This window comes from Streptomyces ossamyceticus (assembly GCF_001418475.1).
Classification (GTDB): domain Bacteria; phylum Actinomycetota; class Actinomycetes; order Streptomycetales; family Streptomycetaceae; genus Streptomyces; species Streptomyces ossamyceticus.
This window is the reverse complement of sequence record NZ_LIQX01000029.1, coordinates 40,581-58,553: the sequence shown is the minus strand read 5'-3', so window position 1 is coordinate 58,553 and position 17,973 is coordinate 40,581. Positions and strand designations below refer to the sequence as shown.

The following is a 17,973-nucleotide window of genomic DNA, read 5'->3' as shown; positions in this document are numbered from 1 at the left end:
CCGGTCCGAACCACGCGGGCACCGTACTGAGACGGCGCCCCGCCGAGGCCGGACCGGACGGTCAGCGCACCCCGCCGGTCTCCGGCGCGGGCACCGGGCGGCGCAGGAGGTAGAGGCCCGCGGCCGACACCAGCAGCGCCATGCAGGCGATGAACACCAGGCCGGCGCTCTCCAGGCCGATCGGCTCCGTCAGCAGCCCCATCCCGATGACAGGAAGGGAGATGCCCGTGTAGGCCACCACGAAGAGCGCGGAGATCGCGGCCGCGCGACGGTCCGCCTCGGCGGCGCGGGCCACGGCCGACAGCGCCCCGCGGAACGCCAGCCCCTGCCCGGCGCCGCCGACGAGCGCGCTCAGTACGACCAGCGGCAACGAATCCCACCGCAGCGCACCCGCCAGCAGCGCCAGACCGGTCAGGAGCGCGGCACACCCCAGCGGCAGCGACCGGCCGACCCCGACCGGGCCGACGGCCAGCTGCCCGCCGGTGGACGCGAAGAAGGCCAGCGCGACGACCAGACCGCTCACCGCGTGGTCGCGCACGTCCAGGGACTGGGCGAGGAAGGCCGGGCTGACCGATGTGAACACCCCGAACAGCGCGAACCCCACGAAGGACGCGGTCGCCGCGGGCGCGAACACCGCCCGGACACCCGGGGTCAGGCCCGGCCGCTCGGGCCGTACGGTGCTCAGCGGCCGCCGCGCGCGCACGGTTTCCGGAAGCCTCAGCAGGACGACGGCCGAGCAGGCCACCAGGGCGAGGTGGACGGCGAACGGCAGATACAGCGGCCAGTCGGCGTACTGGGCCAGCACCCCCGCCAGCAGCGGACCGCAGCCGAGGCCGCCCATGTTCGCGGCGGTCGCCACGAACGTCGCACGCGAGGCACCGCCGGGCGGCGCCAGCTCCATGACGTACGCCGTGGCGGCCCCGGTGAAGAGGCCCGCCGACAGGCCCGACAGCAGCCGCCCCGCGTAGAGCCAGCCCATCGCGGTGGCGCACAGGAAACAGACGGCGCTCGCTGCCGCGAACCCCAGCCCCCACAGCAGCACCGGGCGGCGGCCCACGGAGTCCGAGACATTGCCCGCGAGGAGCAGCACCCCGATGACCCCGACGGCGTAGACGGCGTAGACGACGGTGACCGTCAGCTCGGAGAAGCCGAACTTCTCCTGGTAGAGGCCGTAGAGAGGGGTCGGCAGCGTCGTGCCGACCATGCACACGGCGAACACCGCCCCGCCGAGCAGGCACCGCCGCCAGCCGCCAAGATCACTGCCCATACCGCCGACGGTAACCGCACCCGCGGGCCCACGCGCCCCGGCGAGGCCCGCCCCCGCGAGCCGTTCGGCGGACCGGGGCGGCCGCCCGCACCGCCCTCTCGGATCAGCGTTCGGTCCCGTCGCGTCGGCAGCGCAGGAAGAGGTGCGGCTCGGGGCCGGCGCCGGGGTGGTCCGGGGTGAAGAGGGCGGTGTGCCGGGACAGCACCGTCAGGCCCGCCGCTTCCACCGTGGCGACGACGGACTCCTCGGCGAAGCTGGTCGCGCGGACCGGACGGCCCATGAAGACCACCTCGACATCCTCGACGTCCGCCGGCACGGTGGCCAGCACCAGATGCCCGCCGGGCCGCAGGGCCAGGGCCAGCCGCCGCAGCACGGCCGACTGCTCGGCGCGGGTCATCTGCAGGAGCGAGAAGAACACGCACACACCGTCGAACGAGTCCGCCTCCAGCGGGAGTTCACGGACGTCCGCGTGGCGGAACTCGGCCTCGGGGACCTGGCGCCGGGCCAGCTCCACCATGACGGGGGAGACGTCGACCCCCAGCACCGCGTGCCCCGCCTTCACCAGCGCCGCCGCGGTGGGCCGCCCGGTGCCGCTGCCGACGTCCAGCGTCCGCGCGCCGGGAGGCAGCCGCTCCACCAGCCACTCCAACGCCGCCAGATGCGCCGGGGCATGGGCGAACGCCCTCTCGTAGTCGGCGCCCAGGGCGTCGAACAGCACGGCGGCGGGCGGCCGTTGGTGCTCCTGCGTCACGTCGGTGTCCCTTCGATGGCCGACCCGCATCGTCGCACTCGCGGGATGTGGGCCACAACGTTCGCCGCAACGTCCGCCCGGTGCGCGTCCCGACGGGCCCGGCAGGGGAGAATGGGGCCGTACCCAACGGTCGACCCTTGCGGAGGAGCGGGAAATGCAGGACGCGCGAGCGGGGCAGGTCGCCGGACCCGACGACCTCGTCGATGTGGCCCGCCTGGTCACGGCGTACTACGCGCTGCACCCCGACCCGGCCGAGCCCGGGCAGCGGGTGGCGTTCGGGACCTCGGGCCACCGCGGCTCGTCCCTCGCGGCGGCGTTCAACGAGGACCACATCGCCGCCACCAGCCAGGCCATCTGCGAGTACCGCGCCGCCCAGGGCACCTACGGCCCCCTCTTCCTCGGGGCCGACACGCACGCCCTGTCCGAGCCGGCGCGGATCACGGCGCTGGAGGTGTTCGCCGCCAACGACGTGACCGTCCTCATCGACCAGGCCGACGGCTACACGCCCACCCCGGCGGTCTCGCACGCCATCCTCGCCCACAACCGCGGCCGCACCTCGGCCCTCGCCGACGGCGTGGTGGTCACCCCCTCGCACAACCCGCCCGCCGACGGCGGCTTCAAGTACAACCCGCCGAGCGGCGGCCCCGCCGGTTCCGAGGCGACCTCCTGGATCCAGGACCGCGCCAACGAGATCATCACCGGCGGCCTGAAGGACGTACGCCGCATCCCGTACACCCGCGCCCTCGCGGCCCCCGGCACGAGTCGCTACGACTTCCTCGGCACCTACGTCGCCGATCTGCCCGCCGTGCTGGACCTGGACGCGATCCGCTCCGCGGGTGTGCGCATCGGCGCCGACCCGCTGGGCGGCGCCTCCGTCGCCTACTGGGGCCGGATCGCCGAACAGCACCGGCTCGACCTGACGGTGGTGAACCCGCTCACCGACCCCACCTGGCGCTTCATGACGCTGGACTGGGACGGCAAGATCCGCATGGACTGCTCCTCGCCGTACGCCATGGCCTCGCTCATCGAGCGACGCGACCGGTTCGACATCGCCACGGGCAACGACGCCGACGCCGACCGGCACGGCATCGTCACCCCGGACGGCGGCCTGATGAACCCCAACCACTATCTGGCCGTGGCGATCTCCTACCTCTTCTCCCACCGGGAGCAGTGGCCGGCCGGTGCCGGGATCGGCAAGACCCTCGTGTCGTCCAGCATGATCGACCGGGTCGCGGCGGACGGCGGCCGGGAACTGGTCGAAGTCCCCGTCGGGTTCAAGTGGTTCGTGGACGGCCTGTCCGACGGCACGCTCGGCTTCGGCGGCGAGGAGTCGGCGGGCGCGTCGTTCCTGCGCCGCGACGGATCGGTGTGGACCACCGACAAGGACGGCATCATCCTGGCGCTGCTCGCCTCGGAGATCACGGCGGTCACGGGAAGGACCCCGTCGCAGCACTACGCGGGGCTCACCGACCGGTTCGGCGCCCCCGCCTACGCGCGCGTCGACGCCCCGGCCACGCGCGAGGAGAAGGCCCTGCTCGCCAAGCTCTCCCCGCGCCAGGTCACCGCCGACACCCTCGCCGGCGAGGCGGTCACCGCGGTCCTCACCGAGGCCCCCGGCAACGGCGCCGCCCTCGGCGGCATCAAGGTCGCCACCGCCAACGCCTGGTTCGCGGCCCGCCCCTCCGGCACGGAGGACGTCTACAAGATCTACGCCGAGTCCTTCCACGGCCCCGACCATCTGACCCGCATCCAGGACGAGGCCAAGTCGGTGGTGCTGGCGGCCCTGAACGCGTAAGGGGCTTCGCCGGTCCAGGAGTGTCCTGGTCCTGCGGGACACGCGTCGGTGCGTCCGGCTCACCGCGTGCACCCGCGGGACCGCCTTTCCGGCGACCCGGCGCCCGCGCAGGGCCTCGGTGGCTTCGGCGAAGCAGTCCCAACTCCACGCCTCGCTGATCGGACTGGTGGGCTGGGCCGAGCGGCACGGGTCCTCCATCGCAGAGGCCCGCGCCGCCTATGACGCCGCGGCGGACCGGTCGCCAGAGACCGGCTGATCACGGCCGTTCGAAGAGTTGGAGGAGGCCGCCGATGAGGAAGCAGAGGGCGCCGGTGAGGGTGCCCCAGTTGGCGATGTCGGCGTTGACCAGGCCGCCGGTGGTCGGGCGGCTGTAGGTGGCGATCGCCGCGACCATGAAGAGGACGGAGCCGAGTTGGTTCACGGCGACGATCCACCAGCCGAGGTCGCGCGGCAGCAGGCGCGGCCGCCCGTGGCAGATCTCGACGAGGGCGAGATGCCCGGAGATCAGGAACAGTACACAGCCGATCACATCGGGCGCCCAGATCAGACGGTTGATCTGTTGCACGGTCAGGCCCTGCAGGAAGGAGTCGAGCAGGTTGACGGCGAACACCAGGGTGCCGGCGAACAGAACGAACGTACTCACCCAGTCGGCCCGCGCCGGCTCATAACTCCACCAGCGCCAGCGCTGGGTGACCAGAGCACCCGCGCCTCCTGGCACATGGCGGGGCGCGTTGATCACCTGAAGCAGGGACACATAGCCGCCGGTGTTGAAGCACAGGCCGCCGACGAAGTAGATCGACGCGCAGGTGGCGGCGTCGCCGGAGCCTAACTGGGCGACGGCGGCACCCGCGGCGAAGAGCGCTCCGCCGAGGACGAACGCGGTGGCGGCGATTGCGTTGAGCCTGCGCAGCCGGGCGACGGCGGTCTCGTCGGCCCTGGCCCGATGACCGGCGGTCGCTCCGGGCGGATGGACGGTGATGAGTCCGCGGCGTCGGGCGAGCCGGGATTCCCAGACTGCGGTACCGCCGCCGGGCGGCTGCCAGGTGAGCCGCGTGACGAACGGTCCGGCGCCCTCGGCGCGCCGCGGAGCGCTGAACGTGCTCACGGGGTCTGCGCCGGGCTCTGGCAGGCAGGACAGAGTTCGAATTGTCCCTGGTTGACGACGCTTCCCCAGCCGCGACAGTTGTCGCAGTCACGGGCGCGGGCGATGTTCACGTGGCGGGTTGAGACAGGAGCGTTCGGGTGGGCTCCGTGGATCATGCGGCCGTACTCCCTCGGGTAGAGGTCTCGCAGGCATAACTATTACATACTTTGCAAAGCGATCCAATCGGGTGAAAGGTATATGTCGTTATTGGGGCGGGCTGTCGGCCCGGCACCGGCCTGGCTGTTTGCCGTCGGCAGCGGCGGGGACCCGCAGGTCATGAACGCACCATCACGTCGTCGGACGGCGCAGAACCGGCTCCTGCGGCTGCTGGACCGGCTGGAGCGGGAGCCACGGGGCGATGCGGTGATCGGCGTGCTCCGTGAGCGGGTGCGGTCCCTGCCGCTCGGGCGCGGCCGGGACGTGCTGCACGGCCGCTGGCTGGGACACCCGGTCCATCCCCTGTTGGTCCAGGTGCCGATCGGCAGCTGGCTCTCCGCCGCCGTCCTGGATCTGCGGCCCGGCCGCTCCCGTGAGGCCGGCCTCCTAGTCGGCGTCGGACTCGCGACCGCCGCTCCGGCTGCTCTGGCCGGCGCCGTCGACTGGGCGGAACTCCACCGTCAGCAGCAGCGAGTCGGACTCGTGCACGCCGCGGCCAACGTGGCTGCGGTCGGCCTCTACGCCGCCTCGCTCGTCTCACGAGCCCGGGGCCGTACGCTCGCCGGCCGTGCCTACGGCTTCCCGGGGCTGACGGCGGTCGGCGCCGGCGGCATGCTCGGCGGCCACCTCGCCTACCGCCAGGCGTCCGGCGCCAACCACGCCGAAGAGGTCCCGCACGTCGTGTCGCAGGGCTGGCGCAGGATCGGCGGCGTGGACGAGTTCCCCGTCGGCCGGGCCGTACGGCGCGCCGTGGACGACGTGCCGATCCTGGTCGTACGCGAGACCGGCGGGACGCTCCACGCGCTGGCCGAGCGGTGCAGCCACCTCGCGGGACCGCTGTCCGAGGGCACCGTCGCGGACGGATGCGTCCAGTGCCCCTGGCACGGCAGCGTCTTCCGCCTCTCGGACGGCTGGAACGTACGCGGCCCCGCCACCGCGCCCCAGCCCGCCTTCGACACCCGGATCACCGACGGCCACGTCGAGATACGCCTGCGTCAGCGGGACGGCGCGGAGCCGACGGCGAACGGCCGGGCGCAGGACGGGCAGGCGGCTGGCGGACAGGCGGCGGACGGGCAGGCGGCCGACCGGCAGCGGCCCAGCGGAGCCGGGGCCACGGGGCGGAGCCACCGGCACGGACTCCGTCGGCACGGTGGCTGACGGCCACCTCCCGCACACCGCACCGCACACCTCCAGCACATGACCCGCTCGCGTTCCTGCGCCACACCCGCCGGGCACGGGCGGCGGGTGACGGGCAACGGGTGACGGGTGACGGTCCCGGATCGAGTCACTGCGGCGTGCTGCCGTGCCACTCGCAGCACAGGACCGTGGCGTCGTCGGCCAGGAAACCGTCGTGGTAGTCGAGGACCGCGTGGACCAGTCGGCGCAGCGTCTCGGGCAGCGGGACGCCGTCGGCGTGGTGGCGGACGACGAAGTCGACGAAGCGGTCGCGGCCGAACTCCTGCCCGCTGGTGTCGCGTGCCTCGGTGACGCCGTCGGTGTGGAACAGGAGCCGGTCGCCCGGTTCCAGCTGCTCCCGGCAGACCGTGGCGGACACGCCCAGGTCGGTGCCGAGGGGGTGGGTGGGCGGACAGGCCAGGGTGGTGACCCAGCGGCCGCCCCGGATGAGCACGGGCAGAGGGTGCCCGTAGTTGACCCAGCTCAGGTACCCGGTCGTGAGGTCGAGGTCGGCGAGGATGCCGGTGGCGTAGCGGCTGTGCCGGAACTGTTCGAGGAGCGCCGCCTCGATCGCGCTGCCCGCCTCGGACAGTCCGGCTCCCCGGCGGCGGTGGCTGCGGCAGGTGGCGATGGCCAGGTTCGCGGTGAGCCCCGCGGCCGTGTCGTGGCCCATGGCGTCGAAGATGGCCAGGTGGGCGACGTCCGCGGCCAGGGCGTAGTCGAAGGCGTCCCCGGCGGTCTCGTACGCCGGTTCCATCGCGGCCGCGATCGTCACCCTGCCGTCGGAGAACGTCTGCGGCGGCATCAGGGTCCACTGCATCTCGGCGGAGGGGCTCATCCGCCGGGTGCGGGTGAGGCGGGCGTAGGAGTCGCTGTAGCTGCGCTTGGACACCAGCATCAGCCCCACCAGGGACGCGAGGTCCTGCATCGCCTCCTGGTCCGGGGCGGCGGCGGTGACGTCGACGCGCAGCACCCCGAGGCGTTCGGTGCCGTCCACCACGGGGATCCAGTGCCGCCCGCGTCCGTCGCTCACCGCGCCGCCCAGGCCCTTCTGGAAGGCCCGGCCCGCCAGAGTGGCGTCGACGCGGAGTTCCTCGCCGCCGTCTCCGGCGTCGAGGCCGCGGCCGGTCACCTCCCGCAGCACGTCCTGCTGCAGATCGGCCAGAAAGATACTGGTCCGGCCGAGTCCGGCACGCTCCGCGTGCGTCGCGACGAGGGTGGACATCTCCTCGAACGTCGTCAGATGGCTGGCCCGGGTGAGTGCCACGAGCATGCGCGCCGGGTCTTCGTACACCGTCACACCAAGCCCCGTCGAAAGGGGGACTGCCCGGTTCCGCCCGTCGACCTCGTTCGTTCACGGTGGTCAGGAACGGCTGACGGCTGACGAAGACGAGAAGCCCGCACGGCTGTTACGGCCAGCCTACGGCAGCGGTCGGACGGGGGTGTCCCACCGGCGACGAGGGCCCCGGCCGACCCGTTTCACCGTTTCACGCCGAGCCGGTGACGCCGAGCGCCGATTCTCCCTGGGCCCTGCCCCGGAGCAGCCCGCGCCGTTCCTCCTCGCACGTACCGCCCCACACTCCCTGCGCGCCGGTCGCCTGGAGCGCCCACGACAGACAGGGGTGGATCACCGGGCAGCGCCGGCAGATCGCCTTCGCCCTGGCCTGCTGATCCCGCAGGGCGGCCCCGGTGACGGCCACGGGGAAGAAGAGGTCGGGGTCCTCGTGGGCACATGCCGCGTCCCGCCACCAGTCCATGGCTGCCGCCTTCCCGTCCGCGTCGGCGACCAGCGGATCGGTCCCGCCACCGGCGGCCACCGCCGCTGACGCCCCGGCGTCCGCTGGACCCCTGCCAGCGGAGTGCGCTGTCCCACCGGGGGAGCCCGACCTCGTCACGAAGCAGACACATCGCGCGGCCCCATTTTCACGCCAAACCCGGCGTTCGCAACCGTGACGACGTGACCTTTTGCCGGCCGCCCCCGGTGGCGGGGCCCCCGGTCGGCGCGGTCGCGACCGCCCCGGACGAGATCCGATCGCGGCATCGGTCGTAGGCCAGTGATCCACGGGTACCCGGTCGCCGTGCAGAGGCCCCGGCCCGGCCCCGTGACGGTTCGGTCGGGGTGAGAACCGCATCGAGGAGGTCTCAGATGAGCACGGTCAAGGAAGCGGTGGAAGTCGAGGTCCCCGTCCACACCGCTTACAACCAGTGGACCCAGTTCGAGGAGTTCCCGCAGTTCATGGAAGGGGTCGAGGAGGTCCGGCAGCTCGACGACCGCCACAACCACTGGACGACCAAGATCGGTGGGGTGAAGCGCGAGTTCGACACCGAGATCGTCGACCAGCTTCCGGACGAGCGGATCACATGGCGCACGACCACGGGTGACAGCAGGCAGAAGGGCACGGTCCACTTCGAGCGCCTGGACGACACGCACACCCGGGTGGAGCTCGTCATGGACATCGAGCCCAGCGGCATCGAGAAGGCGGGCGACATGCTGGGCATGATCGACCGGCGTGTGAAGGGCGACATGCGGCGCTTCAAGGAGTACATGGAGAAGCGCGGCGGCGAGTCCGGAGCCTGGCGTGGCCGCATCAGGCCCGGCCAGTGACTCCGCCCCACCCCTGAGACGCGTCCTCGTCGGCGCCGGCCGCCTGCCCGGTGGCCGGCGCCGACGTATGCGCGGACCCGGCCGCCCCGGCGGGACGGAACCGCCGGGCCCCGCTCCCGGCGGAACGAAGCCACCCGGCCCCGCTCCCGGCGGGACGGATCTGCTTGGCTGTGCGGTTCCCTGCGGCCCTCGGCGGGGCGATGGTGCCCGGCGCCGTTCCTGGTGGTTCGGATCTGCTTGGCTGTGCGGTTCCCTGCGGGCCCTCGGCGGGGCGATGCCGCCCGGCGCTGCTCCCGACGGAACGGAACCGCCCCGGCTACGCGGCTCCCTGTCGCCCCTCGGCGGGACACCAGGCCCCGCTCCCGGCGGAACGGAACCGCCCGGCCGTACGGCTACCTGCCGCCCCCCGGCGGGGCGAAGCGGCTCGGCGCCGTTCCCGGTGGGACGGAACCGCCCCGGCCCTACCGCCACCTGCCGCCCCTGGCGAGACGAAGCCCCCGGCTTCCTGCCGCTCCCCGCCGTTTCTCCTCGTCGCCTCCGCGCCTCCCGCTCGCTCCCCCACCTCCCCGCACGCCACGCGACCAGGGCGGAATCGCCCTGTCCGTAGGTCCGTTCGGCCCTACCCGTGAGCGATCGGCGCGGGCTTCACTGCATCCCATCGGTTGTTGAGGCGGAAGGACACGCATGTCCGGCAAGAGGACGGCTGGGGAGGGCGAGCGGTGATCGTCGCGGTGGGGCACGCGGATCTGACCGCGCCCGCGCTGGAGTTGGTGCAGACCGAACTACGGGACCACCTGGACCGGCTGAGCGACGGCGCCGCCGGGCTCGTGCGCGCCGGGGCCGGGGTGCCCCTGGCGTTCGGGCGGGCGGCGCGCGCGGCGGGCCGGAGGCTGGTGGTGCTGCTGCCGACGCAGCGCGCCGTGCCCGCCGTCCTGCCCGAGCCCGATCGGTCGGGGGCCGCGGAACTGCTGATGCTGGCCGAGGAGGTCCGGCTGCTGGGCTTCGACCCCGCCGACCGCGACGCCCGCGTGAGCGCCGACGAACGTGTCGTCGCGGCCGGCCGGAGGGTGTACGCGGTCTGGGACGGTTCGCCGTCCAACGGCACGGACGCCACCGCTCACCTGGTGGCGTTCGCCCGGTCCCGCGGCATCCCCGTCGAGGTCGTCTGGCCGGCCGGCGCCACCCGCAGGGCGACACCGGCGGACGCCCCCGACACGTCGACCGCACAGGCGGACACCCGCCCTGCGGCCATGCCCCGCGCGGCTGCCCGCGCGGTGAAGGGCGGTGCAAGGTGAGCACGACGAGTCTCACGCCCGGCCAGGACGCCCCGCTGCGGGGCGACGGCTCGCGGACGGGAGCCCGGCCCGCCTTCGCCTGGCTCCTCGTGATCACGGGGGCGCTCGGGCTCCTGGGTTCCTTCGTCATCACCGTCGACAAGTTCCGGCTGCTGGAGAACGCCTCGTACGTGCCTCCGTGCAGCCTCAGCCCCGTGGTGTCCTGCACGAGCGTGATGCGCAGCGAGCAGGCGGCCGTGTTCGGCTTCCCCAACCCGGTGATCGGCCTGATCGCCTTCGGCGTCGTCACCGGCATCGGGTTCGGGCTGCTGGCGGGGGCCCGCTACCGGCGCTGGTACTGGCTCGGTCTCAACGCCGGCACCCTCGGCGGGGTGGTCTTCAGCATGTGGCTCATGACGCAGGCGCTGTACGACATCGGCGCGCTCTGCCTGTGGTGCATGCTCGTGTGGGCCGCCACCATCGCCATGTTCTGGTACACGACCGTCCACAACCTCCGCCACGGCATCATCCGCGCACCGCGCCAACTCGTCGCCGCCGCCTGGGAATTCCACTGGGCGGTCCCCGTCACCTGGTACGCCCTGATCGGGATGCTCATCGCGACCCGGTTCTGGACCCACTGGCAGGCCCTGCTCGCCTGACCGGCCGGGCCGCCCGGCACCCCCGCGCCGTCCCGACGGACGCGAGCCCCGCTCTCTTCGGTAAGGGCGGAGTGACCGGCTGGACAGGGGAGTGCGAGGGCTACGAGGCCGCCGACGAGCGGCTGAGGGAGCCGCCGTGCACCCTCGGCTACGGCTGCTTCGCCACCCGAGGGGCCCTGCCCGAATGCGCCGCCGACGGCATGCGCTACCCGGGCACCTACGCCGCCGGCTGGGGAACCCCGCAGCCCCGCCGCGAACCGGCCGAGCGGACCGCGGCCTGGACGGCGGTGAACTCGACGCTGGGATGACGTGTCACGCACCCTGCATGTGCCCTTCCACAGCGGCGTCATCAGCCGGTTCGAGGGTGCGGGGATCTCGCCGAACCGGACCGGCTCGAGTACCGCAGACGGTACGGCGACATCCGGCGCCTCGACCGGATCCTGGAGGCCGAGGCCGAGGCCGACGCCGAGGGCGATCGCGCCCGCGCCGGACGAGGCCCAGGGTGCCGAGATGGATGCATGCATGCCCTCGCCGGTGGTGCCGCCCTGCGGATCGGCACCGGCCCGCCTGGACGGGGCCCGCGCGGCAGAGCCCGGCGTTCTCCGGCCCCGTCTCAGCCCCCGTCACCGCCCCACTCCCGGTACGCGGCCACGGCCGTCGGCAGCGTGGGGAAGATCCGGTCGGCGCCGATGGACTCCGCGAGGCCGTAGGCCCTCAGGTCGTCCATCAGGTCCTGTTTGACGCGGGCGAGCGCGAGGACGACGCCCCGCCGGGTCAGTTCACGGCGCAGCTCGTCCACGGCGTCCAGGGCGGTGATGTCGACCTCGACGTTCGCCTCGGTGTTGAGGACGAACCAGCGCACCGGGTCCTCCTGCTCGTCCACCGCGGCCAGGGCACGGCGGCGGAAATCCTCCGCGTTGGCGAAGAACAGCGGGGAGTCGTAGCGGTACACCAGCAGGCCGGGGATGGTCCGGGCGTTCGGGTAGTCGTCGATGTCGTGCATGCCGGCCACCCCGGGCACCAGCCCCAGGACGGCGTCGTGCGGACGCGCCACCCGGGTCAGCAGCTCCGCGATCGACAGGCCGACGGCGACGAGCACCCCGTACAGGATGTCGAGGGCGAGGACCCCGGCGAGGCAGCCGAGGGCCAGCAGCAGCTCCCGCCTGCGGAACGACGCGAGCCTGCGGAAACCCGCCAGGTCGATCATGCGGACGGCCGCGTACACGACGAGGACGCCCAGGACGGCCCTCGGCGTGCGGGACAGCAGCGGGCTGAGGAAGAGCAGGACCGCCAGCACCGCCACCCCGGCGACCAGCGAGTACGCCTGGCTGCGGGCACCCGCGGAGGATGCGAGCGCGGTACGGCTGGCGCTGCTGCTCACCGGGAAGCCGCTCAGCGCACCCGCCCCGAGGTTGGCGGCACCCAGAGCGAGGAACTCCTGGTCGGCGTCGAGCGCCTCCTCGCCGTCGCGGTCGGTGAAGGCCCGCGCGGTGAGGATGAAGTCGGTGTAGCCGACGAGGAGCACCCCCAGCGCGGGCAGCACCAGCCGCGGCAGCTCACTCAGGTCCGGCGAGGAGAACCCGGGCAGGCCGATCGGCACGTCACCGATCACCTCGATGCCGTACCGGTCGTCCAGCCCGAAGGCGGCGACGGCCGCCGTGCCCAGGACCAGCACCAGCAGGGGGCCGGGAACGGCCCGGACGTACCGGGCGGCGCTGAAGAGGACGGCCAGCGCGACGGCGGAGAACACGACGGTCGCCGTGTGCGCCTCCGGCAGGTTCCCGAGGAACGACCCCAGCTGCGCGAAGAACGAGGACCCCGTCGTGTCGACCCCCGTGAGCTTGGGCAACTGGTCCACCGTCATGATCAGCGCCACGCCCGCCAGATAGCCGATCAGCACCGGCCGGGACAGCAGGTCCGCCACGAAGCCGAGCCGCGCCAGACGCGCCACCACGCACAACAGGCCCACCGTGATCGCGAGCGTCGCCGCCAGGGCCGCGTACCGGTCCGGGTCCCCGGCGGCGAGAGGAGCCACCACCGTCGCCGTCATCAGCGCCGTCGTCGACTCCGGGCCCACCGACAGCAGCCGTGACGAGCCGAGCAGCGCGTACGCGGCCAGGGCCGGCAGGATCGCCCACAGCCCGACGACCGGCGGCAGCCCCGCCACCCCCGCGTACGCCATCACCTGCGGCACCAGATACGCGGCGACCGTCACCCCGGCCAGGACGTCGCCCCTCAGCCACGCCCGCCGATAGCCGAGGAGCGTGCCGAGCCCGGGAGCCAGGCGGCGCCACTCCGGAACGTGCCGTCTGCCCGAGCCCTGGACCATGGGCCTCCCTCCACCGCGTGGAGATCAGCATCCACCGCGGACAGGCCCGGACGCGAGCCCCACAGCGGAACCGGTCGCAGCAGGGACGTTCGGCCCCTGCCGGGGACTTGCGGCCCCTCCACCACCGGCCCCCGCGGCACGAGGCTGGGAGCACACCCCCCGTTCAGGAGGCAGAACCATGGTGAACACCGTTGTCGTAGGGCTCGACGGTTCGGCGGAGAGCCGGGCCGCCGCCGAGTGGGCGGCCCGCGAGGCGAAGCTGCGGGACCTGCCGCTGACCCTCGTCCACGTCTGGGAACCGGTACCCGACCCCATTGCCCAGGCACCGCTGCTCGCCGCCGAGACACTCCAGCACTGGAGCGAGCGCATCCCGCGCGAGGCGGCCGAGGGGCTGCGGCTGCGGCATCCCGGCGTGAACGTGACTGTGGAACAGATCAGCGGCCGACCCGGAGAGGTCCTGCCCCGCGTGGCGAAGGACGCCGCGCTGCTCGTCCTCGGCTCCCGGGGGCTCAGCGGCATCGGCGGCTTCCTGGTGGGCTCCGTCGGCCAGATGGTCGTCGCGCACGCCGAGCAGCCGGTCGTCCTCGTCCGCGCCGGGGAACAGGCCGCCGACGAGCACCAGGCCGACCCGGTCGGCATCCCGTCGGCCGCCACCCCCTTCCGGCCCGTCGTCCTCGGCATCGACACCGAGAACCCGCACGACACCGTGATCGAGTTCGCCTTCGACGCGGCCTCCCGCCGCGGAACCGCCCTGCGGGTCGTCAACGGCTGGAACCCGCCGCCCTACTACGCCTACGCCATCCCCGCCGACCCGGAACTCGGCCCCGAGCTGCGCACCAACCAGGTCACCGCCCTGACCGAGGTGCTCAGGCCGTGGCAGGTGAAGTTCCCCGACGTCGACGTGACCGAGGTGTGCCGCTGGGGCAGCCCCGCCCACCACATCGTCGAGGCCTCCCGCGAGGCGTCCCTCGTGGTCGTCGGCCGCCGTGTCCGCCGTAGCCCCCTCGGCACGCACATCGGTCCCGTCACCCATGCCGTCCTGCACCACTCCACCGCCCCCGTGGCCGTGATCGCCCACCCCTGACGGGGCGCCCGCGCTCCCCACCATCCGAGGAGGACCACCGATGGAACGTCCCCTGGTCGTCGGAGTCGACGGCTCCGCACCCAGCCTGCGGGCCGTCGACTGGGCGGCCGACGAGGCCGCCCTGCGCGGGGTGCCGCTGCGACTGGTGCACGCCTCGCTGTGGCAGCGCTACGAAGGCGCCGCGCTCGCCGAGGACCTCGGCAAACCGTCCGAGGAGACACTCGCCGAGGACATCGTCGACGCCGCCGCCCGGCGGGTGAGCGACCGCCGCCCGGACGTGAAGGTGACCACCCTGATCGCCCCGGAGGAGCCGGAGTACGCGCTGGTCCGGGAGGGACGGGAGGCCGCCGCACTGGTCCTCGGCGCGCGGGGGCGCGGCGGCATCGCCGAGTTCCTGCTCGGCTCCGTCAGCCTGGGCGTCGCCGCGTACGCCACCTGCCCCGTGGTCGTGCTGCGCGGCCACCCCGACGGGCAGCCGCGGCCGGTGACGCACGGCCGGATCCTGCTGGGCGTCGGTGAGGAGGCCCACGGTGCCGAGGCCGTCCGCTTCGCCTTCGAGGAGGCGGAGCGCCGGGGCGCCGTACTGGAGGCCGTACGCGCCTGGCGGTGCCCCGCGCACGAGACCACCGACCACCCCCTGCTCGCGGGCGAACCCGCCCGTCTGCACGAACAGCGCGCCGCCGAGACCCTGGAGGCCACGCTCGACGACGTGGCCGCCCAGTACCCGACCGTACGGGTGCACCGGCGCACCGCCGAGGGCCCCGCCCGCAAGGTGCTGCTGGACGCCTCTGCCGATGCCGACCTGCTGGTCGTCGGGGCCCGGCGCCGCCCGGAGCACCGCGTGGGGCTCCAACTCGGCCGCGTCGCCCACACCGCGCTCCACCACGCCGCCTGCCCGGTCGCCGTCGTCCCCCACGGGGCGCACGACGACTGACACCGCGCACCCACCACGGCTTCCGAGAGGAGGCGGACCACATGTCCACCCGCGTGCTGGTCGCCTATGGAACGACCAACGGATCCACCGCGAGGATCGCCGAGACCGTCGCGGACGCCCTCAACGAGGCGGGACTCACCGCCGAGGCACTCCCGGCCCCCTCCGTGGCGAGCCTCGCGCCGTACGACGCGGTCGTCGTCGGCGGCGCGCTCTACGCGGGACGCTGGCACAAGGACGCCCGGCGCCTCCTGCGCCGGCACCGTCACGCCCTCGCCGAACGCCCCCTGTGGCTGTTCAGCAGCGGCCCCCTCGACCCCTCCGCCTCGGAACGTGACATCCCGCCCGTCCCCGGAGTGCGCAAGGCCATGGTCCGCCTCGGCGCCAACGGCCACGTCACCTTCGGCGGCTGCCTGGAGGAAGGGGCCAAGGGGTGGGTCGCCGGCATGATCCTCCGGTCCGGGAAGGGCGGGGACTTCCGTGACTTCCCCGCGATCCGGGCATGGGCCGCCGGCCTGGCGGCGGAACTCACGGGCGTCGCGCCGGGAGGGAGCCGCGCCGCAGGGTGAGCACCACCACGGCCCTCCGCCGACCGTCCACCGGACCGGCCCTCCGCCGCCCGACGGGGCGGAGGGCCGGCACCCCAGCCACCCCTCGCGGCTGCTCGCCGGCGGGCACGCACCCGTGTGCCGCAGCGGTCGCGAGGGCGCCCAGCGAGCCCTCCTGACAGGGGAGAGCAGGAGGACTCGCGCCACGGCCGCCGCCCTCACCGGCGCACAGGGCGGCGGCCGTCCGGACGCCCGGAGCCGCCGGGCCCGTCACAGCGACCGTCTCGCCCTACGGTGGGAGGAGTGATCACTCGCCTCATGGGAGGAAAGCACGTGGAGATCGTGGCGTACGGCGTCCAGTCGGACGAGGAACCCCTGCTGCGGGCGGCCTTCGACCGGGCGTTCGCCGACCGGCACCGGCTGCGCTGCCTGTCACTGTTCCTGGACCAGGACACCGCCCCGACCGCCGACGGCCACGACGTCGTCCTCTGCGGCGTCAACGACACCCTGGACGCGGCAGTGCTGCGCACCCTGGCGGCGGGCGGCACCCGCATGATCGCCCAGCGTGCCACCGGCTACAACAACATCGACCTGACGGCGGCCGGGGAACTGGGCCTGACGGTGGCCCGCGTCTCCTCCTACTCCCCGTACGCGGTGGCCGAGTTCGCCTGGGCGCTGGCCCTGGCCGTCGACCGGCGCATCGTCCGGGCCGCCCATCGCACCCGGGAGTTCGACTTCAGGCTGGCCGGACTGATGGGCCGCGATCTGCACGGCCGGACCGCCGGTGTCGTCGGCACCGGCAAGATCGGCACCGCGTTCGCCCGGATCGCCCACGGCTTCGGCATGCGGCTGCTGGGCTGGGACGCCACCGAGAACCCCGACTGCCTGGCGCTCGGCATGCGGTACGTCTCACGGGAGGAGCTGTTCGCCGAGGCGGACCTGGTGAGCCTGCACGTGCCGCTCATGGAGAGCACTCACCATCTGGTCGACGCGGTCGCCCTCGCCCTGATGAAGGACGACGCGCTCCTGGTCAACTCCAGCCGGGGCGGTCTGATCGACACCGACGCCCTGCTGGACACCCTGCGCGCGGGACGGCTGAGGGGGGTCGGTCTGGACGTGTACGAGGAGGAGGCCGGACTCTTCTTCCTCGACAAGTCGCTGGAGGTGATGACCGACGAGCGTCTCGCCCGGTTGATGACCTTCAACAACGTGCTGGTCACTTCGCACCAGGCGTACTTCACCCGGGAAGCCGTTGAGCAGATCGCCGCCACGACGATCGCCAACGTCGAGGACTACTTCGCCGGTCGCACCGGCGCCAACACCCTGGTCGGCCCCGCGACGATATGACGACGACATGACGACGACATGACAGCGGGCACCGGCCGGAGGCGCGAAGCCCCCGGCCGGTGCCCAGCCGGCGTCAGCAGGCGGGGCCGGCTTGTTCTCTGCGCTCGTCGCCGTCGAGGGTCACGACGACGGGACGACGCTCTCCTCGTGTCCCGACGGGGTGCCGACCGAGCCGCCGGAGTGCCCCGTGAGGTCGAACTCGACGTCGACGACGCCCTCGACGGCCCGGATCAGCCGGGCGGCCACGGGCACGAGGGAGGTGTCCCGGACGTGCCCGCCGAGCCGCACGACCCCCTCCCGGACGGTGAGGCGCACGGCGGAGGCCGGCGCGGGGAAGAGGTACGACACCACCTCCCGGCGTACCTCCTCGGCGATCTCGTCGTCGCCGCGCAGGAACACCTTCAGCAGGTCGCCCCGGCTCACGACTCCCTCCAGCATGCCCAGCTCGTCGACCACGGGAAGCCGCTTGACCCGGGCGTGCGCCATGGTCCGCGCGGCCTCGGCGAGGGTCGCGTCGGCGCGGACGGTGACGGCCGGGGAGGTCATCAGCTCTCCGGCCGTCACGGCACCGGCCTTGGCGAGGTCGGCGAGGCGGGCGAGCTGGGTGTACCGGTCGGGGTCGCTGTCGCGGAACTCCTCCTTGGCCAGCAGATCGGCCTCGGACACCACACCGACGACGCGCCCCTCGCCCTCCAGGACGGGCAGGGCGCTGACCTTCCAGTCGTGCATCATCCGCACGATCTCCTTGAAGGCGGCGCCGCTGCCTATGGCGGCGACGGTGTGGGTCATCACGTCGCTCACGATGTGCGGGCTGCCGTGCATCATGTCTCCTCGGTCGTCATGTCACGGGGGCCGTCGAACGCCGGACGACCGCCGTCAGCTGTCGGTGGGCAGGTGCCGGTCGTCC

General features: G+C 73.4%; 17 protein-coding genes and 1 pseudogene. 11 read left to right on the top strand and 7 right to left on the bottom strand.

The window, feature by feature from the left end; translation table 11 throughout:
- Positions 1-61 precede the first annotated feature (61 nt).
- Positions 62-1,267: an MFS transporter gene (locus AOK15_RS02725; protein ID WP_055512321.1), complete on the bottom strand. Its 1,206-nt coding sequence runs from the start codon at positions 1,265-1,267 to the stop codon at positions 62-64.
- A 103-nt stretch (positions 1,268-1,370) separates the two neighbouring features.
- Positions 1,371-2,048, bottom strand: a complete 678-nt coding sequence (locus AOK15_RS02720; RefSeq protein ID WP_055512319.1) for a class I SAM-dependent methyltransferase — start codon at positions 2,046-2,048, stop codon at positions 1,371-1,373.
- Positions 2,049-2,172: 124 nt separating this feature from the next.
- On the opposite strand from AOK15_RS02720, the gene pgm reads away from it, so the two are divergent.
- Together pgm and AOK15_RS43525 are read left to right on the top strand one after the other, a co-directional pair.
- Positions 2,173-3,813 carry a phosphoglucomutase (alpha-D-glucose-1,6-bisphosphate-dependent) gene (pgm, locus tag AOK15_RS02715; RefSeq protein ID WP_055512317.1) on the top strand — a complete coding sequence of 547 codons (1,641 nt, stop codon included), beginning with the start codon at positions 2,173-2,175 and terminating at the stop codon, positions 3,811-3,813.
- 118 nt (positions 3,814-3,931) lie between these two features.
- A complete protein-coding gene (locus AOK15_RS43525) occupies positions 3,932-4,069 on the top strand; it encodes a hypothetical protein (RefSeq protein WP_240508274.1) in 138 nt (45 codons plus the stop codon).
- Here AOK15_RS43525 and AOK15_RS02710 read toward each other — a convergent pair whose 3' ends face one another.
- On the bottom strand, positions 4,070-4,918 hold the full coding sequence (locus tag AOK15_RS02710; RefSeq protein ID WP_055512315.1) for a hypothetical protein: 849 nt from the start codon (positions 4,916-4,918) through the stop codon (positions 4,070-4,072). It lies immediately after the preceding gene.
- 315 nt (positions 4,919-5,233) lie between these two features.
- On the opposite strand from AOK15_RS02710, the gene AOK15_RS02705 reads away from it, so the two are divergent.
- Positions 5,234-6,271 carry a Rieske (2Fe-2S) protein gene (locus tag AOK15_RS02705; RefSeq protein ID WP_079058269.1) on the top strand — a complete coding sequence of 346 codons (1,038 nt, stop codon included), beginning with the start codon at positions 5,234-5,236 and terminating at the stop codon, positions 6,269-6,271.
- A gap of 127 nt (positions 6,272-6,398) precedes the next feature.
- On the opposite strand, the gene AOK15_RS02700 is transcribed toward AOK15_RS02705, so the two are convergent.
- Together AOK15_RS02700 and AOK15_RS02695 are read right to left on the bottom strand one after the other, a co-directional pair.
- Positions 6,399-7,562, bottom strand: a complete 1,164-nt coding sequence (locus AOK15_RS02700; protein ID WP_055512372.1) for a PP2C family protein-serine/threonine phosphatase — start codon at positions 7,560-7,562, stop codon at positions 6,399-6,401.
- 214 nt (positions 7,563-7,776) lie between these two features.
- Complete coding sequence (locus tag AOK15_RS02695; RefSeq protein ID WP_338059875.1) at positions 7,777-8,106, bottom strand: WhiB family transcriptional regulator; 330 nt, start codon at positions 8,104-8,106, stop codon at positions 7,777-7,779.
- Positions 8,107-8,435: 329 nt separating this feature from the next.
- Here AOK15_RS02695 and AOK15_RS02690 point away from each other — a divergent pair, with 329 nt between their 5' ends.
- The 4 genes and pseudogenes from AOK15_RS02690 to AOK15_RS48715 all read left to right on the top strand — a co-directional run.
- A complete protein-coding gene (locus tag AOK15_RS02690) occupies positions 8,436-8,894 on the top strand; it encodes an SRPBCC family protein (RefSeq protein WP_055512313.1) in 459 nt (152 codons plus the stop codon).
- A gap of 719 nt (positions 8,895-9,613) precedes the next feature.
- A complete protein-coding gene (locus AOK15_RS02685; RefSeq protein WP_063798932.1) occupies positions 9,614-10,189 on the top strand; it encodes a hypothetical protein in 576 nt (191 codons plus the stop codon).
- Positions 10,186-10,827 carry a vitamin K epoxide reductase family protein gene (locus tag AOK15_RS02680; protein WP_055512311.1) on the top strand — a complete coding sequence of 214 codons (642 nt, stop codon included), beginning with the start codon at positions 10,186-10,188 and terminating at the stop codon, positions 10,825-10,827. Before AOK15_RS02685 ends, AOK15_RS02680 begins: the two co-directional genes overlap by 4 nt.
- 239 nt (positions 10,828-11,066) lie before the next feature.
- A pseudogene (locus tag AOK15_RS48715) lies at positions 11,067-11,288 on the top strand (hypothetical protein); the annotation flags it as partial.
- A gap of 152 nt (positions 11,289-11,440) precedes the next feature.
- On the opposite strand, the gene AOK15_RS02670 reads toward AOK15_RS48715, so the two are convergent.
- The gene (locus tag AOK15_RS02670; protein WP_055512306.1) at positions 11,441-13,156 is read right to left on the bottom strand and encodes a SulP family inorganic anion transporter; all 1,716 of its coding nucleotides are present in this window, start codon (positions 13,154-13,156) and stop codon (positions 11,441-11,443) included.
- A 178-nt stretch (positions 13,157-13,334) separates the two neighbouring features.
- On the opposite strand from AOK15_RS02670, the gene AOK15_RS02665 reads away from it, so the two are divergent.
- The 4 genes from AOK15_RS02665 (at position 13,335) to AOK15_RS02650 (ending at position 17,066) form a co-directional block, all read left to right on the top strand.
- Positions 13,335-14,240: a universal stress protein gene (locus AOK15_RS02665; RefSeq protein WP_055512305.1), complete on the top strand. Its 906-nt coding sequence runs from the start codon at positions 13,335-13,337 to the stop codon at positions 14,238-14,240.
- Between the two features lie 40 nt (positions 14,241-14,280).
- Positions 14,281-15,174 carry a universal stress protein gene (locus AOK15_RS02660; RefSeq protein WP_055512303.1) on the top strand — a complete coding sequence of 298 codons (894 nt, stop codon included), beginning with the start codon at positions 14,281-14,283 and terminating at the stop codon, positions 15,172-15,174.
- Positions 15,175-15,215: 41 nt separating this feature from the next.
- Entirely contained in the window at positions 15,216-15,740 is a 525-nt protein-coding gene (locus AOK15_RS02655; protein ID WP_055512300.1) for a flavodoxin domain-containing protein, read from the top strand.
- 312 nt (positions 15,741-16,052) lie between these two features.
- Positions 16,053-17,066, top strand: a complete 1,014-nt coding sequence (locus tag AOK15_RS02650; RefSeq protein WP_055512298.1) for a 2-hydroxyacid dehydrogenase — start codon at positions 16,053-16,055, stop codon at positions 17,064-17,066.
- A gap of 120 nt (positions 17,067-17,186) precedes the next feature.
- Here AOK15_RS02650 and AOK15_RS02645 read toward each other — a convergent pair whose 3' ends face one another.
- On the bottom strand, positions 17,187-17,888 hold the full coding sequence (locus AOK15_RS02645) for a CBS domain-containing protein (protein ID WP_055512368.1): 702 nt from the start codon (positions 17,886-17,888) through the stop codon (positions 17,187-17,189).
- Between the last annotated feature and the right edge of the window lie 85 nt (positions 17,889-17,973).

Bases quoted from the DNA above. Each gene is read 5' to 3' on its own strand.
- AOK15_RS02725 (WP_055512321.1), bottom strand. From the start codon at position 1,267: ATGGGCAGTGATCTTGGCGGCTGGCGGCGGTGCCTGCTCGGCGGGGCG.
- AOK15_RS02720 (WP_055512319.1), bottom strand. From the start codon at position 2,048: ATGCGGGTCGGCCATCGAAGGGACACCGACGTGACGCAGGAGCACCAA.
- pgm (WP_055512317.1), top strand. From the start codon at position 2,173: ATGCAGGACGCGCGAGCGGGGCAGGTCGCCGGACCCGACGACCTCGTC.
- AOK15_RS02705 (WP_079058269.1), top strand. From the start codon at position 5,234: ATGAACGCACCATCACGTCGTCGGACGGCGCAGAACCGGCTCCTGCGG.
- AOK15_RS02700 (WP_055512372.1), bottom strand. From the start codon at position 7,562: ATGCTCGTGGCACTCACCCGGGCCAGCCATCTGACGACGTTCGAGGAG.
- AOK15_RS02690 (WP_055512313.1), top strand. From the start codon at position 8,436: ATGAGCACGGTCAAGGAAGCGGTGGAAGTCGAGGTCCCCGTCCACACC.
- AOK15_RS02670 (WP_055512306.1), bottom strand. From the start codon at position 13,156: ATGGTCCAGGGCTCGGGCAGACGGCACGTTCCGGAGTGGCGCCGCCTG.
- AOK15_RS02665 (WP_055512305.1), top strand. From the start codon at position 13,335: ATGGTGAACACCGTTGTCGTAGGGCTCGACGGTTCGGCGGAGAGCCGG.
- AOK15_RS02660 (WP_055512303.1), top strand. From the start codon at position 14,281: ATGGAACGTCCCCTGGTCGTCGGAGTCGACGGCTCCGCACCCAGCCTG.
- AOK15_RS02655 (WP_055512300.1), top strand. From the start codon at position 15,216: ATGTCCACCCGCGTGCTGGTCGCCTATGGAACGACCAACGGATCCACC.
- AOK15_RS02645 (WP_055512368.1), bottom strand. From the start codon at position 17,888: ATGCACGGCAGCCCGCACATCGTGAGCGACGTGATGACCCACACCGTC.